This window comes from Streptomyces sp. NBC_00704 (genome assembly GCF_036226605.1).
Lineage (GTDB): Bacteria > Actinomycetota > Actinomycetes > Streptomycetales > Streptomycetaceae > Streptomyces.
On sequence record NZ_CP109000.1, the window covers coordinates 6,130,348 to 6,147,207 of the forward strand.

The window sequence follows — 16,860 nt, forward strand, 5'->3', positions numbered from 1 at the left end:
CGCCTCTTCTCTAGCTCGACGAGCTGTCGTACCAGGGTCAACATCCAACCAGCCCCAAAACGTTCCCGCTCGTGGCTTTTCCTCGAAAAAACTTTTCCGAGGCGGCCGTCTGCTGCCGGTTTGGCGGCGAATGTGCCGTATCGCGTGGTCTGTGGTGCTTACGGTTTCGCGCTGTCGGTCATGGTCCGGTCCCTCCGGCTGGTTTGCCGGTTTGTTCATGAGGACGTGCCCGGAGCCTAAATGGTTCATGCCCCGAAGGGAACGTGACATGTACTTCACTCCATCGAGGGATCGAACATGCATACGAGGCTGGACTAGTGTGAGTCCAGACGCGAGGGTGGCGTGCCAACGGCTCTACCAGGCCTCGGTACCCTCGTGGCGGCAACCCGAGCCGCGCCCTTACCCAGAAGGGCCCCAACTGAAATTCAGCGAGGAGCGAACCGCGTGACCGCCGAAATGTCCGTGCCGTCCACAGCGCTGCTGGCAGGAGCAGACCGGGACGGTTCCAATTACACCGCGCGGCACCTGCTCGTCCTCGAAGGCCTCGAGGCCGTGCGGAAGCGCCCGGGAATGTACATCGGCTCGACCGACAGCCGTGGCCTGATGCACTGCCTGTGGGAGATCATCGACAACTCGGTCGACGAGGCCCTGGGCGGATACTGCGACCACATCGAGGTGATCCTCCACGACGACGCCTCGGTGGAGGTCCGCGACAACGGCCGGGGCATCCCCGTCGACGTCGAGCCCAAGACCGGCCTGTCCGGCGTCGAGGTCGTCATGACCAAGCTGCACGCCGGCGGCAAGTTCGGCGGCGGCTCGTACGCCGCCTCCGGCGGCCTGCACGGCGTCGGCGCCTCCGTGGTCAACGCCCTGTCCGCCCGGCTCGACGTCGAGGTGGACCGCAGCGGCCACACCCACGCGATCAGCTTCCGGCGCGGCGTCCCGGGCGCCTTCGCCGGGGACGGCCCCGACGCCAAGTTCGAGACCGGCGGCCTGCGCAAGGTCAAGCGGATCGCCAAGAACCGCTCCGGCACACGCGTGCGGTACTGGGCCGACCGGCAGATCTTCCTCAAGGACGCCAAGCTCTCCCTGGACAACCTCCATCAGCGGGCCCGCCAGACGGCCTTCCTGGTGCCCGGCCTGACCATCGTCGTACGCGACGAGTACGGGCTCGGCGACGGTGGCAGCAAGGGCGAGGAGTCCTTCCGCTTCGACGGCGGCATCAGCGAGTTCTGCGAGTACCTGGCCGCCGACAAGCCCGTCTGCGACGTCCTGCGCTTCACCGGCCAGGGCACCTTCAAGGAGACGGTCCCGGTCCTGGACGACCACGGACAGATGACCCCGACCGAGGTCACCCGCGAACTCGGCGTCGACGTGGCGCTGCGCTGGGGAACCGGTTACGACACGAACCTGCGGTCCTTCGTCAACATCATCGCCACGCCCAAGGGCGGCACCCATGTCGCCGGCTTCGAGCAGGCGGTCGCCAAGACGATGAACGAGGTGCTGCGCGCCAAGAAGCTGCTGCGCGTCGCCGAGGACGACATCGTCAAGGACGACGCCCTGGAGGGGCTGACCGCGGTCGTCACCGTGCGTCTCGCCGAGCCCCAGTTCGAGGGGCAGACCAAGGAGGTCCTCGGCACCTCGGCGGCCCGGCGCATCGTGAACACGGTGATCTCCAGAGAGCTCAAGGCGTTCCTCACGTCCACCAAACGCGACGCGGCCGCCCAGGCCCGGGTCGTGATGGAGAAGGCGGTGTCCGCGGCGCGCACGCGCATCGCGGCCCGGCAGCACAAGGACGCGCAGCGCCGCAAGACCGCCCTGGAGTCCTCGTCCCTGCCGGCGAAGCTGGCCGACTGCCGAAGCGACGACGTGGAGCGCAGCGAGCTGTTCATCGTCGAGGGGGACTCGGCGCTCGGCACGGCGAAGCTGGCCCGCAACTCCGAGTTCCAGGCACTGCTGCCGATCCGGGGCAAGATCCTCAACGTCCAGAAGTCGTCCGTGACCGACATGCTGAAGAACGCCGAGTGCGGCGCGATCATCCAGGTCATAGGAGCGGGCTCCGGGCGGACGTTCGACATCGACGCGGCCCGCTACGGCAAGATCATCATGATGACCGACGCCGACGTGGACGGCTCCCACATCAGGACGCTCCTGCTGACGCTGTTCCACCGCTACATGCGGCCCATGGTCGAGTCCGGCCGGGTGTTCGCCGCGGTGCCGCCGCTGCACCGCATCGAACTGGTCCAGCCCAAGAAGGGGCAGGACAAGTACGTGTACACGTACTCGGACAGGGAGCTGCGCGACAAGCTCATGGAGTTCCAGACCAAGGGCGTCAGGTACAAGGACTCCATCCAGCGTTACAAGGGTCTCGGCGAGATGGACGCCGATCAGCTGGCCGAGACCACGATGGACCCGCGTCACCGCACCCTGCGCCGCATCAACCTCTCCGACCTGGAGTCGGCGGAGCAGGTGTTCGACCTGCTCATGGGCAATGATGTGGCGCCGCGCAAGGAGTTCATCTCCAGCTCCGCGGCGACGCTGGACCGGTCTCGCATCGACGCGTGACGGCGGCCCGGCCGAGCCTGGACCGGCCGCGCCTCGACCCCGACGCGCCTCGACCCCGACGTGCCCGGACCCCCGACCGCGTCGGGGGTCCGCCGGCGTTCGGGGCCGGGCGCGGTCGGCTGTGCGAGCCCGGTCAGAAGGCGGTCGAAGGCTGCGATCGGCCCTGCTGACCGGGGCGGACCGGCCGTAGGGCCGGCAACCGGAGGTGCTCGCAGACTTGCCGCGGGACCGACGTCCGCCCGCCGCGTCGGCTCTCGCGGCCGCGGCAGTCGACGCGTGTCCGGCTGAGTGCGGTCGGCTGCCAGCGGGGGTCTCCACCCCCGGGTGGAGACCCCCGCTGACGGAGATCCACCCACGATCCACCCGGGCTCCGATCTGCGCCCGGACGGATTTCCGTAGCGTGGAAGGCGTCGGCGGCACTCGCTGCCGGCTCTCCCTTTCCGCTCACGGAGGCTGTGATGTCCGGGCTCGTCGACGCACTGGTGATCGTGGCCGTGATCGCTGTCGTGATCGTGCGGCAGTTTCGCGCGAGCCGCGTCGACACGGACCGCAGATGGTGGCTCCTGCCCTGCGTCCTGGCTGTCCTGGCCTTGCGCGAACCCCACCTCCTCGACGTCCGTCACCCCGCCACGGCGGCCCTGGTGCTCGGCGCCGAAGTGATCGTCGGCCTGGCCGTGGGCGCCGCCTGGGCCTGGACCACCCGTGTCTGGGTGGAGCCGGACGGCGCCGTCTGGAGCAGGAGTACCAGGGCGAGCGCCGCCGTGTGGGCCGTCGGCATCGGGCTGCGGCTGGGGCTCTTCGGACTCGGCAGGCTGCTGGGCGTCCACCAGGACAGCTCCGCGCTGATGCTGGCCCTCGCGGCCACCTTGCTGGTCCGCTCGGGCATCCTGATCTGGCGTACGCGGCCTCTGGCCCAGGTTCCCGTACCGGCCGCGGCATACGGCGTCGCCGTGTCCCGGCCCGCGTGGAAGGAGAGCGTGTGACGGAGAACGGGTGGACTCGCTGGCCTTCCCGGGAGGCGCTGAGCCCCAAGGACGTGTCGCGTCCCAGGCGGCTGCTCGCCTGGGCGGTGAGGGTGCTGGTGCTGACCGTCCTGATGTGGGCGGCCTTCCACGACAGCCGTGTGCACGGGTGGACCATGGTGGCCGGCGCGGGCGGAGTCCTCGTGGCCGGCGGGCTGGCGTGGGCGCTGTTTCGGACCACGCTCGACCACCGGCTGTGGCCCTCCCTCGGCCTCGTCGTGATGCTGCTCGGGCTGGCGGCCGGTGCCGAGGCCGCGGGATTGCGCTCACCGGCAGTCGTCCTGTGCTGCGGCTGCGCCATCACGGCTCTGGAGCGGCTCCCCTTGACGGCCGCCGTGCCGGTGGCCTCGGTCGCGTTCGCGGTCTTCGCCGTGGTCGACGACGGCAACGGCCTGACCTCGGCGTCCGTCATCGGGGGAATGGCCCTCGCCGGCTACGCCCTGCGACTGGACGCAGAGGCCCGGGGCAACGCACAGCGGTTGCTCGCCCAGGAGCGGGCGGCGCGCGCCGCCGAAGCCGAGTCCGCCGCTCTCGCCGAACGGGCCCGGATCGCCCGGGAGATCCACGACGTCCTGGCGCACAGCCTCTCGGCGCAGCTCGTACATCTCGAGGCGGCGCGGCTGCTGATCGAGCGGGGAGCGGACCGCGAGCAGATCCTGGCCCGCGTGGTCGCGGCCCGGGGGATGGCTCGCGACGGCCTGGACGAGACCAGACAGTCGCTCTCCGCGCTGCGGGGCGAAATGACGCCGCTGGAGGACTTCCTGAGCGATCTCGTCCGCTCGTCCGACGACGCCGAGGTCACCGTGGAGGGCACACGCCGGCCGCTGCCGGCCGAGGCGTCACAGGCCGTGCGCCGGGTCGCCCAGGAAGCCCTCACCAACGTCCGCAAGCACGCACCGGGCGCGAAGGTCCGCGTCAGCCTGGAGTACGGCCTGTGCGAAGTCACCCTGGACGTGCGGGACACAGGGGGGTCGCCGGGCGAACTCGCGGAGGTCGGGGGCGGGTACGGTCTGCTGGGGATGCGGGAGCGCGCCGAACTGCTGGGCGGTTCGCTCGCCGCGGGACCGGGCGAGGAAGGGTTCGTGGTGACGCTGAAGGTGCCGGTATGACCGAGGAGTCGGAGACGAAGCCCGCCAGGGTGGTGGTCGCGGACGATCAGACGGTCGTCCGGGAAGGCATCGTGATGCTGCTCGGACTGCTGCCGGGAGTCGAGGTCGTGGGGGCCGCCGGCGACGGGGAGGAGGCGGTGCGACTCGTCGCCGAACTCGCCCCCGACGTGGTGCTGATGGACCTGCGCATGCCCCGCTGTGACGGAGTGGAGGCGACCCGTCGCATCCGCGCGTACCACCCGGGGACACAGGTCGTGGTGCTCACGACCTTCGGGGACGACGAGTCCCTGTTCCCCGCGCTGAAAGCAGGGGCACGGGGCTACCTCACGAAGGACGCCGGAGGGGACGAGATCGTCCGGGCCGTGCACAGCGTGCTGTCCGGGGACGCCGGGCTGTCGCCGAGCGTCCAGCGGAGGCTGCTGGAACGGCTGTCGGCCCCGGAACCGGAACAGGTGGCGGAACCACCGGTCCCGCCCGACGGGCTGACCACCCGGGAGGCGGAGGTGCTGGTGCTGATCGCCGACGGTCTCAGCAACCAGGAGATCGCGCGCAGGCTGAGCGTGTCCACCGCCACCGTGAAGACCCACATCAACAACATGTTCACCAAGACGGGGCTCAAGGGCCGTGCGCAGGCCGTGCGTTACGCGTATCGAAAGGGGTTGGTACGACCACCCACAGGGTGAATGGCCCATTGGTCACCTGATGGGGTGAAGCGTTCCGGGAAGAAGAGTCGGGGATGTTCCCGTTCTGTCCATCCTTGGGCATGCAGTCAAGCAACGGTCGTGCCCGTGCCGGCGAGGGCGGTCCCGAGACCGGCGGTTCCACGTCGCACGCGCGTGAACACCACGAGGACCCGAGCCGGGCATTCGTCGATGCGCCGGGAGAGCCGCACTACGAGGACCCGTGGTACGACGCTCTCGCCTCCGGCTGGGGCGAGTCGGCCGCTGCCGGCCCGCACGCCGGCGAGGTGCCGGCGGCCCGCCGTGCGCGGGAGACGGGTGCCGCGGCGGCGGCGCAGGTCTATCTCGAGGTTCAGCGCAGTGCGGCCTTCCAGGAGGTCCGCCGACGGTACCGGCGCTTCGTGGTGCCCGCCGTCCTCGGGTTCTTCGTCTGGTACGTGGCCTACGTCGTGGCCGCGACGACGGCCCCGGAGTTCATGGCGCGGCCCGTGACGGGGGCGGTGAACATCGGGTTGCTCGCCGGTCTCGGACAGTTCCTCAGCACGTTCCTGCTCACCTGGGCCTACGCCCGCCACGCGCGGCTGCGCCGGGACCGGGCGGCGCTCGAACTGCGCTGGGACACCCAGGAGCTGACACGCGGAGCGAGAGGCGGCGCATCATGACCGGCAACCATCAGACACCGGCGTTGCTGCTGTTCAGCGTGTTCGTCGCGGTGACACTGGGGATCACCACCTGGGTGAGTCGCAACCGGCACGGTTCGGCCGAGGAGTTCTACGCGGGCGGGCGGTTGTTCTCCCCGATGGAGAATGGTTTTGCCATCGCGGGTGACTACATGTCGGCCGCGTCCTTCCTGGGCGTCACCGGGCTCATCGCGTTGTTCGGCTACGACGGGCTGCTGTACGTGGTGGGCTTCCTCGTCGCCTGGCTGGTGGTGTTGTTCCTCGTCGCCGAACTGGTGCGCAACTGCGGTCGGTTCACCCTCGCCGACGTGGTGGCCGCGCGCATGAGCGAGCGGCCGGTGCGCATCGCGGCGGGGACCTCGTCGGTCACCGTGTCCGTGCTCTACCTGGTGGCGCAGATGGTGGGCGCGGGCAGTCTGGTCGCACTGCTGCTGGGCGACACGGGCGAGGCGGCGCGGTCCTGGGCCGTCATCGGGGTCGGTGCGCTCATGGTCGTCTACGTGTCGCTGGGCGGGATGCGGGCCACCACCTGGATCCAGATCGTGAAGGCCGTGCTGCTGCTGGGCGGCACCGTCGTCCTCACCGTGCTCGTCCTGGTGCGCTTCCACGGTGACTTCGACCAGTTGCTGCGCACGGCGGCCGACCGCAGCGGGCACGGGGCCGCGTTCCTGGCGCCCGGCCTGAAGTACGGCGGGGACTGGACCGCGCGGTTCGACTTCATGAGTCTGGGGCTCGCGCTGGTGCTGGGCACGGCGGGGCTGCCGCACATCCTGTCCCGCTTCTACACGGTGCCGACCGCGCAGGCCGCCCGGCGCTCCGCCGTCTGGGCGATCGGGCTGATCGGCGGCTTCTATCTGATGACGATCGTGCTCGGCTTCGGTGCGGCGGCCATCGTCGGCCCGCAGGCCGTGCGCGGGTCGAACGCCTCCGGGAACACGGCCGTGCCCCTGCTGGCGCTCGACCTCGGGGGCGGCGCGGACTCCACGGGAGGCACGGTGCTGTTCGCGGTCGTGACGGCCGTCGCCTTCGCCACGATCCTCGCCGTCGTCGCCGGCATCACGCTCGCCTCGTCGGCGTCGGTGGCGCACGACCTCTACGCCTCGCTGCGCCGGCGGAACGCGCAGCCTCGCAGCGAGGTCACGGTGGCGCGGGTCGCCGCCGTCGGCGTCGGCGTGGTCGCGATCGGACTCGGCCTGCTGGCTCGCGATCTCAACGTCGCCTTCCTGGTCGGGCTGGCCTTCGCCGTCGCCGCGTCCGCGAACCTGCCGGTGCTGCTGTACTCGCTGTTCTGGCGGAGCTTCACCACGCGGGGAGCCGTGTGGGCGGTGTACGGCGGCCTGGTCCCGGCGCTGGCACTCGTCGTGCTGTCGCCGGTGGTGTCGGGCAGCCCCGAGTCGCTCTTCCCGGACGTGGACTTCCAGTACTTCCCGCTGCAGAACCCCGGTCTGGTGTCGATCCCGCTGGGATTCGTGGCGGGCTGGCTCGGCACCGTGACCTCGGCCGAGATCGCGGACGAGGCCAAGCACGCGGAGACCGAGGTGCGGTCCCTGACCGGGGCGGGGGCCGCGTGACGGCCGCCGCCCGGACCGCCGACGGTGGAGGAGCCCGGGTGTGCGAAGGCCCCGCTACGGCGCCACCCACGCGTAGCGGTGCTCCGGGCGGCCCGTGTCGCCGTACTTGAGCGAGAGGTGCAGCCGTCCGGCCTGTTCCAGCTGGCGGAGGTAGCGCTGGGCGGTGGAGCGGCTGAGGCCGGTCTCGGCGGCGACCTCGTGGGCCGACAGCGGGCGGCTCGCGCGGTGCAGGACGGTGCAGATCAGGTCGGCGGTCGGTTCGGAGTGGCCGCTCGGCAGACCGGGCGAGGACGGTCCCGGGCCGGTGCGCAGGGCGCCGAAGATGCGGTCGACCTGCTCCTGCCCGGCGACGCCGTGGCCGCCCACCCGGTCCACCGTGCGGCGCAGGGCGGCGTAGGAGTCCAGGCGGCTGCGCAGCGCTGCGAACGTGAACGGTTTGACCAGGTAGTGCAGGGCGCCCAGGCGCATCGCGGTCTGCACGGTCGTCACGTCGCCGGCCGCGGTGATCATGATGACGTCGGTGCCGTGCCCCTGTTCCCGCATGCGGTGGACGAGGTCGAGGCCGGTTCCGTCGGGCAGGTAGTGGTCGAGCAGGACGAGGTCGATGTTCCCGCGTTGCACGCAGGCGAGCCCCTGGGCGGCACTGTGTGCGCGGGCGGCGACCCGGAATCCGGGAACCTTCCCCACGTATTTGGCGTTGATCTCGGCGACACGGAAGTCGTCGTCCACCACCAGGACGTCAATCATCGGGCCTCTCTCCTGAGGGCCAGGCGGGCGTCGCGCCCGTGTTTCGGCTTCGCTGTTGTAGCGCGAGCAAAACGAGCACAACAGGGCTTTGCAAGCAAAAGAAGCGCATGCGCTCACAAGGCTGATGCTGTCTCGCCGGTCACCCCTACCGTCCCCGGCCATGAGCGCACACACCAGCCCCGCCATCGAGCTGCGGGGCGCGAGCAAGGTCTTCAGGACCCCGTCGGGGGCTCCGCACACCGCTGTGCGGGAACTCGACCTCACCGTCGGGCACGGCGAGTTCGTGGCCGTCGTCGGACCGACCGGTTGCGGGAAGTCCACTACGCTGACCCTGGTCAGCGGGCTGGAGGAGCCCACCCAGGGTGAGGTTTTGGTCGCCGGGCAGCCCGTGCGTGGCGTCGGCGACAAGGTCGGCTTCGTCTTCCAGCAGGACGCGACGTTTCCCTGGCGCACGGTCCTGTCGAACGTCATGGCCGGCCCCCGCTTCCGCGGTGTGCCGAAGGCGGAGGCGAAGAGCAGGGCCCGTGAGTGGCTCGGCCGGGTCGGACTCACCGCCTTCGAGGACCGCTATCCGCACCAGCTCTCCGGTGGCCAGCGCAAACGGGTGGCCCTCGCCGCGACCTTCGTCAACGATCCCGAGATCCTGCTCATGGACGAGCCGTTCTCCGCGCTCGACGTGCAGACCCGGGCTCTGATGTCGGACGAACTGCTCGAGCTGTGGGAGGGCACGGGCGCGTCCGTCGTGTTCGTCACCCACGACCTGGAGGAGTCCATCGCGCTAGCCGACAAGGTCGTCGTGATGACCGCCGGTCCCGCGACCGTCAAGCAGGTCTTCGACATCGACCTGCCGCGGCCGCGCAAGGTCGAGTCGGTGCGTCTGGAGCCGCGGTTCATCGAGATCTACCGCGAGATCTGGGAGTCCCTCGGTGAAGAGGTCCGCATCACCCGTGAAAGAGGTGCCGCCCATGTCGCCTGACCTTCTCAGCACACCGGTGGCCGACGCCGTCCCCGCACCGGATCGCGCCCATTCACGCGCGCGTGCCGCACGCAGACGCAAGATCGTCGTCACGGTGTTCCGCGTCCTGCTCCTGGTGGCCGTGCTCGCCCTGTGGGAAGGACTGTCCCGCGCCGAGGTCATCGATCCGTTCAACTTCTCGATGCCGAGCAAGATCTGGGACCAGATCTCCACCTGGCTCAGGCACGGGACCGCACTGGGCTCACTCGGCGAGCAGATCTGGTACACGCTCTACGAGGCGCTGCTCGGCTGGATCATCGGTGTGGTCGCCGGTGTCGTGTGCGGTATCGCGCTTGGGCGCATCACCTTTCTCGCCGACATCCTTGGTCCATACATCAAGGTGCTCAACTCCATACCCAGGATCGTGCTGGCCCCGATCTTCGTGATCTGGTTCGGACTCGGCCCGGCCTCCAAGGTCGCCTCGGCCGTCGTCCTGGTGTTCTTCCCGGTCTTCTTCAACGCCTTCCAGGGCGCTCGCGAGGTCGACCGCAACCTGGTCGCCAACGCCCGCATCCTGGGCGCGAGCGACCGCAGGGTGACCCTCCAGGTAGTCATCCCGTCCGCCACCTCCTGGATCTTCACCAGCCTGCACGTGAGCTTCGGCTTCGCGCTCATCGGCGCGATCGTCGGCGAGTACATCGGCGCGACCAAGGGCATCGGGCTCCTCGTCGCCCAGTCCCAGGGCACCTTCAACGCGGCGGGCGTGTACGCGGCGATGGTCATCCTCGCCGTCGTCGCCCTCGTCGCCGAGGGGCTGCTGACGTTCGCCGAAAGCCGCATCTTCCGCTGGAAGCCCTCGGGCTCGGACGGCTGACCGCCGCCCCACCACCTCCGACCTCGCCGGTCGACCCGGAACTCCTCCGCCCTACCGCGACGCTCCGACCGCCCGAGATCACCCAGATCACTCCGATCGGCCGAGATCACCCAGCTCGGCCGAGATCACCTCGACCGGCATCGAGCACCCCGGACCCCGAGACGCCCCCACATGCCCTGCTTTCCGCGCCGGTCGTCCCCCGCACCGCCGCCCCTTCCCGCGAACCTCGCAGCCTTCCGCAGCGCCTTCTCACAAGGACGTGAACCCCGCCATGCGCACACCCACCAGATACGCGGCCGTTGCCGCCGCCGGTCTCCTCGCCCTCTCCTCGCTCACCGCCTGCGCCAACGACGCCGCCACGGCGTCCTCCGGCGCCGACAGCAAGGGCGACGGCAAGGGCATCAAGGTCAAGATCATGGTCGGTGGCCTGGACAAGGTCATCTACCTGCCCGCCATGCTCACCCAGCGCCTGGGCTTCTTCGACGCCGAGGGACTCGACGTCGAGCTGCTGAGCGAACCGGCCGGTGTGCAGGCCGAGACCGCGCTCGTCTCCGGCCAGGTGCAGGGCGCCGTAGGCTTCTACGACCACACCCTCGACCTTCAGGTGAAGGGCAAGGAGGTGGAGTCCGTCGTCCAGTTCTCGCAGGCGCCCGGCGAGGTGGAGATCGTGTCGACGAAGGCCGAGGACGACATCGCCTCGCCCAAGGACTTCAAGGGCAAGAAGCTCGGCGTCACGGGCCTCGGCTCGTCCACCGACTTCCTCACCAAGTACCTCGCCGTCAAGAACGGCGTCAAGGTCAGCGAGTTCACCCCGGTCGCCGTGGGCGCCGGGCCGACCTTCATCGCGGCGCTGCAACAAGGCGCCATCGACGGAGGCATGACGACCGACCCGACCGTGGCGACGATCCTGGACAAGAAGGCCGGGAAGATCCTCCTCGACATGCGGACGCCGCAGGGATCCCAGGAGGCGCTCGGCGGCCCCTACCCGTCGTCAAGCCTGTACATGCAGACGAGCTGGGTCAACAGCCACAAGGACACCGTCCAGAGGTTGGCCAATGCATTCGTCAAGACGCTCAAGTGGATGTCCACCCACAGCGCGAGCGACATCGCCGACAAGATGCCGGCCGACTACTCGCAGGGCAACAAGATGCTGTACTCGGTGGCCATCAAGAACACGCTGCCCATGTTCACCACGGACGGCGTGATGCCCAAGAACGGCCCGGAGACGGTGGAGAAGGTCCTCAAGGCGTTCAACCCGAACATCCAGAACGCCGAGGTCGACCTCGACAAGACGTACACGGCCGAGTTCGTCCAGAAGGCGACGGGCTGACGGATCGAGCGCCCTCAGGCGCGGGTCGCCCACACGTAACGGTGTTCCGGGCGGCCCGCGTCGCCGTACTTCAGGGTGAGACGGGCCCTCCCCGTACGCTCCAGAAGCTTCAGATAGCGCTGGGCCGTCTGCCGGCTCACCCCCGTCCGGTCGGCGATCTCCTGGGCCGACAGCGGTCCCTCGGCGCTCATCAGCGCCTGCCGTACGAGTTCGGCGGTGGTGGGGGAGTGCCCCTTGGGCAGACCCGGCTCCGACGGGGCCGACAGCGCGCCGAAGATCCGGTCGACGTCGGCCTGCTCGGCCTCGCCGCCGCCGTCCAGGGTGCGGCGCAGATCCGCGTAGGCCTCCAGCTTGGCCCGCAGACCCGCGAAGGCGAACGGCTTCACCAGATACTGCAGAGCGCCCTGGCGCATGGCGGCCTGCACCGTCCCGACGTCCCGCGCGGCGGTCACCATGATCACGTCGGTCTGGTGACCGCGCCGGCGCATCTCCTGGACGACCTCCAGACCCGTCTCGTCGGGCAGGTAGTGGTCCAGCAGGACGAGGTCCACACGGGGCAGTGTCGCCAGCCGGTGCAGCGCCTCGGCCGCGCTGTGGGCCTCGCCCGCCACCCGGAAGCCGGGCACCTTCTCCACGTAGGCGGCGTTGACCCGGGCGACCCGGGTGTCGTCGTCCACCACCAGGACCTCGATCACCGCGACCCCTCCTCGACGGCGCCCGCGCCCGCCACCGGGGCGGTCAGGGCGGGCTGCGGGCCGGGCCGCGGCCCCGGCGGGCCGGCCGGGACGCCGGGCTCCGTCAACGTCTCCGGCAGGACGACGGTGAACTCGGCGCCCCCGCCGGTCGCCTCGCCCACCGCCGCGCTGCCGCCCTGCCGCTCGGCGAGCCTGCGCACCAGGGAGAGCCCGATGCCGCGCTTGCCGTGGGCGGGCGGCTTCTTCGTGGACCAGCCCTCCGTGAAGACCAGTTCGCGCTGCTCGACAGGGATGCCGGGGCCGGTGTCCCGCACCCGCAGTACGGCGGTACGGCCCTCGGCGCGCAGTTCGACCTCCACGCGCGCGTGAGGCGTGCCCGCGACGGCGTCGAGCGCGTTGTCCACGAGGTTGCCGACGACGGTGACGAGTCCGCGCGGATCGACCAGCCGGTCGGGCAGCCGGGTCCGGTCGGAGACCCACAGGGCGACGCCCCGTTCGGCCGCGACGGTCGCCTTGCCGACGAGCAGCGCGGCGAGCAGGGGATCCCCGATCTTCTCGGTCACCTGCTCCGCCGTCGCCCGGTGATCGCCCACCACCTCGCCGACGAACTCCACGGCGTCGTCGTACATCTCCAGTTCCAGCAGGCCCAGCAGCGTGTGCATCCGGTTGGCGTGTTCGTGGTCCTGGGCCCGCAGCGCGTCGATGAGACCGTGCGTCGAGTCGAGTTCACGGCCGAGCTGCTCCAGCTCGGTGCGGTCGCGCAGGGTGGCCACGGCGCCCCCGTCGTCGGTGGGCATGCGGTTGACGACCAGGACGCGCTGGCCGCGCACGGCGATCAGATCGGTGCCGTCCACCCGGCCGGCCAGCACGTCGGCGGTGCGTCCCTCGCCGAGTGCCGCGTCGGGGAGCGCGCCCACCGCCTCGTCGCCGATGCCCAGCAGGCGCTGCGCCTCGTCGTTGAGCAGGCGGACGCGGCCGGCCCGGTCCAGGGCGACGACGCCCTCCCGGATGCCGTGCAGCATCGCCTCGCGCTCGGCGAGCAGCGCGGAGATGTCGGAGAAGGCCAGGTCGCGGGTCTGCCGCTGGACCCGCCGGGAGATGAGCCAGGCCGCCAGCGCACCCACCGCCAGCGCGCCCCCGGCGTAGGCGAACAGACCGGGGATCGCGTGGATGAGCCGGGCGCGCACGCTGTCGTACTCGATGCCGACCGAGACCGCGCCGATGATCTTGCCCTGGCCGTCGCGCAGCGGGACCTTGCCGCGGGCCGAGCGGCCCAGGGTCCCGCTGTCGATCTCCATGACGTCCCGCCCGCGCAAGGCGTCGCCGGGGTCGGTCGAGACATGGCCGCCGACCTCGGCGGGTTCCCGGTGCGACCAGCGGATGCCGTGCAGGTCCATCACCACGACATACTCGGCGCCGCTGGCCTTGCGGATCCGCTCGGCCTCCTGCTGCACCGGCCCGCCGACCGTCGGCCGTGAGTGCTGGAGGTCCTCGGCGATCTGCGGCACCGCGGCGGTGGTCTGCGCGATGGCCAGCGCACGGCGCATCGCCTGGTCGTCGAGCTGGTCGCCGAGGGGGGCGAGGAACAGTCCGGTGGCGAGGACCACGACCCCCGCGGCGATCGCCAGCTGCATGAGCAGAAGCTGCGAGAACATGCGCCGCGGCATCCCGAGGCGCAGGCGGCGGGCGGGGGGAGTGGGGCTCATACCCAAGACGGTACGTGGACGGGACCGCACAACCGTAGGGGTGAGTGATGCGGATCTCTTGACCGGCTCAAGAGGAAACGATTCGGCCGCGTCCATGCTGACTGCGTCATGTTCGCCAGGCTCGCCATGATCGCGCGGAAGCCTCGCAGAGTGCGGAGGCCGTCGAAAACGCGCGGTCGCTGCGTTCGGAGCGGCCCTGCCCCAGGGCGCGCGCCCAGCCGCATCGATTAGCCGACCGATGCGGCACCCGTCAGTTCCCGCACCGCCACGACGTCCATCCGCGCGGGCGCACCGAGGACCGACGCACCGCAGCTCTCCGGCCGGGGCGGCGACGCGGCGGTCTGGTCCACCACGACCTCCCAGCGGCGCCCGTCGGTGTGCGCGACGGTCACCTCCCATCGCGGCGCGCCACCGGCGGTCCGCACGACGCTCAGGGCCTGCGCCGCGACCTCACCGGTCGCCTCGCGCACCGCCAGCTCCGCCGCCTGACCGGGCCGCTCCCACGCGGAGCTGCCCCGGCACCCCCGCAGGACGATCCGGCCGTCCTGGACACCGTGCAGGACCTCCCCGACGGTGTGGGCGTCGACGCGGCCGTACGCGTATCCGTGCGGCAGAACCAGCACGGTGGGGGAGAAGCGGTGGCCGCCCAGATGGGTGACCTCCCATGCGTCCCGCATCCCCGAGGCGGCCAGTTGCGCGGCCAGCGGACGGCCGAGGAGCGCGCAGCAGCGGTCGCGCTTGCCGTTGGTGCAGACGAGCGCGAGCGGGTCGCCCGTGTGGGGCCTGCCGCGCAGCGCGTCGTCGAAGGTGCGGTGCTCGCCCCGGCCGAGCGCGGCGAAGTCGAGGTCCAGCAACCGGCGCGGATCGTGGGTCGTGGCGCCGTGCAGCCACACCCGCCCGGGAACGGTGTGGGCGGCGTACACCTGCCGCAGCGCCGGAGCGCCGAAGTCCGCGTGGGGGCCGGGACGCCGGATGAGCGCGATGCGCACCCCCGTGCCCTGCGCGGCCGCCTCCAGGGCGCGGCCCAGGGAGGGGTCCAGGTGGCTCGAGACCAGCGCTCTGGCGCCCCAGGGGCCGGGCTGCTCGAGGAGCAGCCAGGTGGTTGCCGTGGCCGCGGTTCCGGAGAGGGGCTCGTCGAGGTCCCGCGAGACGGTCGCGCACGTACTCACAGAGGTGAGCCTAACCTGACTCGGCTCCGAACGACTTCCGGCCCGGTTCGGCAGTCGTCCTGAGGCGAGTCCGGGGCGACCTTTCCGCATGGGGGCCGACGCCTGGCGGCCGAGGTCCGCGGTTCGACACCCGGGGCCGACGCCCTTGGGTCCGACGTCCTTGGGTCCGGGGGCCGTCGGCCGGAGCGGCGGATCACGGCCGAGCGCCCGCCGAGAACCCGCAAGCCAGCGTGCCTCGCGGCCGACCGGGCTCCGCGTCCGTCCGGCATCCGGCCGGACGCGTGAAGGTGTGCGGGAGGACACCCGGGCAGGCCGGCCTTGCGCGACGCGTCCTGCGCGCCCCGGATGCTCGGAGTGTCCGGATGTCCGGCCGTGCTGCGGCGGCCCGCCAGGGGGTGTCCGGCGACGCCCCCCCGGCGGCCCGATCTCAGCCGGGCAGGGGCTGGGGCGGTTTCGGCCCGACGTAGTGTCCGCTCGGGCGCATCCGCAGGGGGCGTTCGCCGTACTCCTCCAGGGCGTGCGCGATCCAGCCCGCCGTCCGGGCGACGGCGAAGATCGTCTCCGCGGCCGAGGCCTCCATCCCGCTCGACGCGGTGAGGACGGCGAGGGCCAGGTCCACGTTGGCGTGCAGCGGTGTGTGCCGGGCGGTGGTGGCCACGACGTCCCGGGCCGCGGCGAGGGCGGGCGCGGCCTCCGGAATCTCCTCCAGGAGGGCGAACAGGGCACGCGCGCGTGGATCCTCACCGGGATAGAGCCGATGGCCGAGTCCGGGGATGCGACGGCCGGCCCGCAGTTCCTGCGCGACCACGGGACCCGCGCTGCCGAGGTCCAGGACGTCGAGCAGCATGCGGTGGGCGAGCCCGCCGGCCGCGCCGTGCAAGGGCCCCTCGATCACGCCGAGCCCGGCGGACACGGCCGCGTAGGCGTGCGCGCGGGCCGAGGCGGCGACGCGCACCGCGAGCGTCGAGGCGGCCAGATCGTGGTCGGCGAGCAGACCGAGAGCCGTGTCCAGGACGTGCAGTTGCGCCTTGCCGGCGGGCCGCCCGCTGAGCCGCCCCCACAGACGGCCCGCGAGGGAGTCGCCGTCGCGGTGGGTGTGACGCTTGGGAGGCAGAGCGGCGACCAGGGTGGGGATCAGGACGCGCGCGGTGGCGAGTACCGCTTCCTCGGACAGGTCGAATCGCAGCGGGTCCGCGGCCGCCGCGGCGACGGCCGCGACCCGCAACCGGTCGGTGGGGCCGGTGTGTTCGGGCAGGGCGTCCACGACACGGCGGGCGGCTTCGACCGACGCCTCCGGCGCGGTGAAGACGGCCCCCTCGTGGAGCCGTCCCGTCCACAGCCACTCGGCGACCTCCTCGTAGGAGTGGCGGGCCGTCAGGGCGACCGCGTCGACGCCCCGGAAGTAGTAGCGGTCCTTGTCGATGAGGGTGAGACGCGTGCGCACGGACGGTTCCGCACCGGGACCGCCGCCCTCGCGCCTGGTGCGCCGCGCGAGAGCCTCGACCTCCCGGGCGTCGAAGGTGCTGCCCCGGCCGCCGCGCGCGCGTCTGCTGCTCAGCCGGCCGCGGCTGACGTACGCGTAGACGGTGTCGGGTTTCACCCCGAGCAGGTCAGCGACCTCCCTGGTGCTCAGCCGTCGTTCGGGGTGGCCGGGGCCGGTTTCCTGATCGCGCATGGGGATCACGGTATCGACTGGCGCAGGTGTGGAATCCGCGCCTGTGGACAACGGAGTTCCAGGGCGGGGCGTGCCCCCGTCG

General features: G+C 71.3%; 14 protein-coding genes. 9 read left to right on the plus strand and 5 right to left on the minus strand.

Annotation, left to right across the window (positions count from 1 at the left end; all coding sequences use genetic code 11):
• Nucleotides 1-444 precede the first annotated feature (444 nt).
• From OG802_RS26680 to OG802_RS26705, 6 genes are all read left to right on the plus strand, one after another.
• Nucleotides 445-2,565, plus strand: a complete 2,121-nt coding sequence (locus OG802_RS26680) for a DNA gyrase/topoisomerase IV subunit B (protein WP_329414376.1) — start codon at nucleotides 445-447, stop codon at nucleotides 2,563-2,565.
• A 458-nt stretch (nucleotides 2,566-3,023) separates the two neighbouring features.
• Nucleotides 3,024-3,548: a DUF1453 domain-containing protein gene (locus OG802_RS26685; protein ID WP_329414377.1), complete on the plus strand. Its 525-nt coding sequence runs from the start codon at nucleotides 3,024-3,026 to the stop codon at nucleotides 3,546-3,548.
• Nucleotides 3,545-4,696, plus strand: coding sequence for a sensor histidine kinase (locus OG802_RS26690; RefSeq protein ID WP_329414379.1), 1,152 nt, complete (start codon nucleotides 3,545-3,547; stop codon nucleotides 4,694-4,696). Before OG802_RS26685 ends, OG802_RS26690 begins: the two co-directional genes overlap by 4 nt.
• Nucleotides 4,693-5,379, plus strand: a complete 687-nt coding sequence (locus tag OG802_RS26695) for a response regulator transcription factor (RefSeq protein WP_329414380.1) — start codon at nucleotides 4,693-4,695, stop codon at nucleotides 5,377-5,379. Before OG802_RS26690 ends, OG802_RS26695 begins: the two co-directional genes overlap by 4 nt.
• 80 nt (nucleotides 5,380-5,459) lie before the next feature.
• Nucleotides 5,460-6,038, plus strand: a complete 579-nt coding sequence (locus tag OG802_RS26700) for a DUF485 domain-containing protein (protein ID WP_329414382.1) — start codon at nucleotides 5,460-5,462, stop codon at nucleotides 6,036-6,038.
• On the plus strand, nucleotides 6,035-7,627 hold the full coding sequence (locus OG802_RS26705) for a solute symporter family protein (protein WP_329414384.1): 1,593 nt from the start codon (nucleotides 6,035-6,037) through the stop codon (nucleotides 7,625-7,627). Before OG802_RS26700 ends, OG802_RS26705 begins: the two co-directional genes overlap by 4 nt.
• A gap of 54 nt (nucleotides 7,628-7,681) precedes the next feature.
• On the opposite strand, the gene OG802_RS26710 is transcribed toward OG802_RS26705, so the two are convergent.
• Complete coding sequence (locus tag OG802_RS26710; RefSeq protein ID WP_329414385.1) at nucleotides 7,682-8,374, minus strand: response regulator; 693 nt, start codon at nucleotides 8,372-8,374, stop codon at nucleotides 7,682-7,684.
• Nucleotides 8,375-8,534: 160 nt separating this feature from the next.
• Between OG802_RS26710 and OG802_RS26715 the strand changes: the two genes are divergently transcribed.
• The 3 genes from OG802_RS26715 (at nucleotide 8,535) to OG802_RS26725 (ending at nucleotide 11,533) form a co-directional block, all read left to right on the plus strand.
• Complete coding sequence (locus tag OG802_RS26715) at nucleotides 8,535-9,350, plus strand: ABC transporter ATP-binding protein (protein WP_329414387.1); 816 nt, start codon at nucleotides 8,535-8,537, stop codon at nucleotides 9,348-9,350.
• On the plus strand, nucleotides 9,340-10,203 hold the full coding sequence (locus tag OG802_RS26720) for an ABC transporter permease (protein ID WP_329414389.1): 864 nt from the start codon (nucleotides 9,340-9,342) through the stop codon (nucleotides 10,201-10,203). The genes OG802_RS26715 and OG802_RS26720 overlap by 11 nt, the downstream gene beginning before the upstream one ends.
• Nucleotides 10,204-10,474: 271 nt before the next feature.
• Nucleotides 10,475-11,533, plus strand: a complete 1,059-nt coding sequence (locus tag OG802_RS26725; RefSeq protein ID WP_329414391.1) for an ABC transporter substrate-binding protein — start codon at nucleotides 10,475-10,477, stop codon at nucleotides 11,531-11,533.
• 14 nt (nucleotides 11,534-11,547) lie between these two features.
• On the opposite strand, the gene OG802_RS26730 is transcribed toward OG802_RS26725, so the two are convergent.
• From OG802_RS26730 to OG802_RS26745, 4 genes are all read right to left on the minus strand, one after another.
• A complete protein-coding gene (locus tag OG802_RS26730; protein WP_329414392.1) occupies nucleotides 11,548-12,228 on the minus strand; it encodes a DUF7342 family protein in 681 nt (226 codons plus the stop codon).
• A complete protein-coding gene (locus OG802_RS26735) occupies nucleotides 12,225-13,934 on the minus strand; it encodes a sensor histidine kinase (protein ID WP_329414394.1) in 1,710 nt (569 codons plus the stop codon). Before OG802_RS26735 ends, OG802_RS26730 begins: the two co-directional genes overlap by 4 nt.
• A 227-nt stretch (nucleotides 13,935-14,161) precedes the next feature.
• Complete coding sequence (locus OG802_RS26740) at nucleotides 14,162-15,103, minus strand: sucrase ferredoxin (protein WP_329414396.1); 942 nt, start codon at nucleotides 15,101-15,103, stop codon at nucleotides 14,162-14,164.
• Nucleotides 15,104-15,530: 427 nt separating this feature from the next.
• Nucleotides 15,531-16,778: a citrate synthase gene (locus OG802_RS26745; protein ID WP_329414397.1), complete on the minus strand. Its 1,248-nt coding sequence runs from the start codon at nucleotides 16,776-16,778 to the stop codon at nucleotides 15,531-15,533.
• Between the last annotated feature and the right edge of the window lie 82 nt (nucleotides 16,779-16,860).

Coding starts and splice junctions, on each gene's coding strand:
- OG802_RS26685 (WP_329414377.1), top strand. CDS start 3,024: ATGTCCGGGCTCGTCGACGCACTGGTGATCGTGGCCGTGATCGCTGTC.
- OG802_RS26745 (WP_329414397.1), bottom strand. CDS start 16,778: ATGCGCGATCAGGAAACCGGCCCCGGCCACCCCGAACGACGGCTGAGC.
- OG802_RS26695 (WP_329414380.1), top strand. CDS start 4,693: ATGACCGAGGAGTCGGAGACGAAGCCCGCCAGGGTGGTGGTCGCGGAC.
- OG802_RS26735 (WP_329414394.1), bottom strand. CDS start 13,934: ATGAGCCCCACTCCCCCCGCCCGCCGCCTGCGCCTCGGGATGCCGCGG.
- OG802_RS26705 (WP_329414384.1), top strand. CDS start 6,035: ATGACCGGCAACCATCAGACACCGGCGTTGCTGCTGTTCAGCGTGTTC.
- OG802_RS26725 (WP_329414391.1), top strand. CDS start 10,475: ATGCGCACACCCACCAGATACGCGGCCGTTGCCGCCGCCGGTCTCCTC.
- OG802_RS26710 (WP_329414385.1), bottom strand. CDS start 8,374: ATGATTGACGTCCTGGTGGTGGACGACGACTTCCGTGTCGCCGAGATC.
- OG802_RS26720 (WP_329414389.1), top strand. CDS start 9,340: ATGTCGCCTGACCTTCTCAGCACACCGGTGGCCGACGCCGTCCCCGCA.
- OG802_RS26700 (WP_329414382.1), top strand. CDS start 5,460: ATGCAGTCAAGCAACGGTCGTGCCCGTGCCGGCGAGGGCGGTCCCGAG.
- OG802_RS26715 (WP_329414387.1), top strand. CDS start 8,535: ATGAGCGCACACACCAGCCCCGCCATCGAGCTGCGGGGCGCGAGCAAG.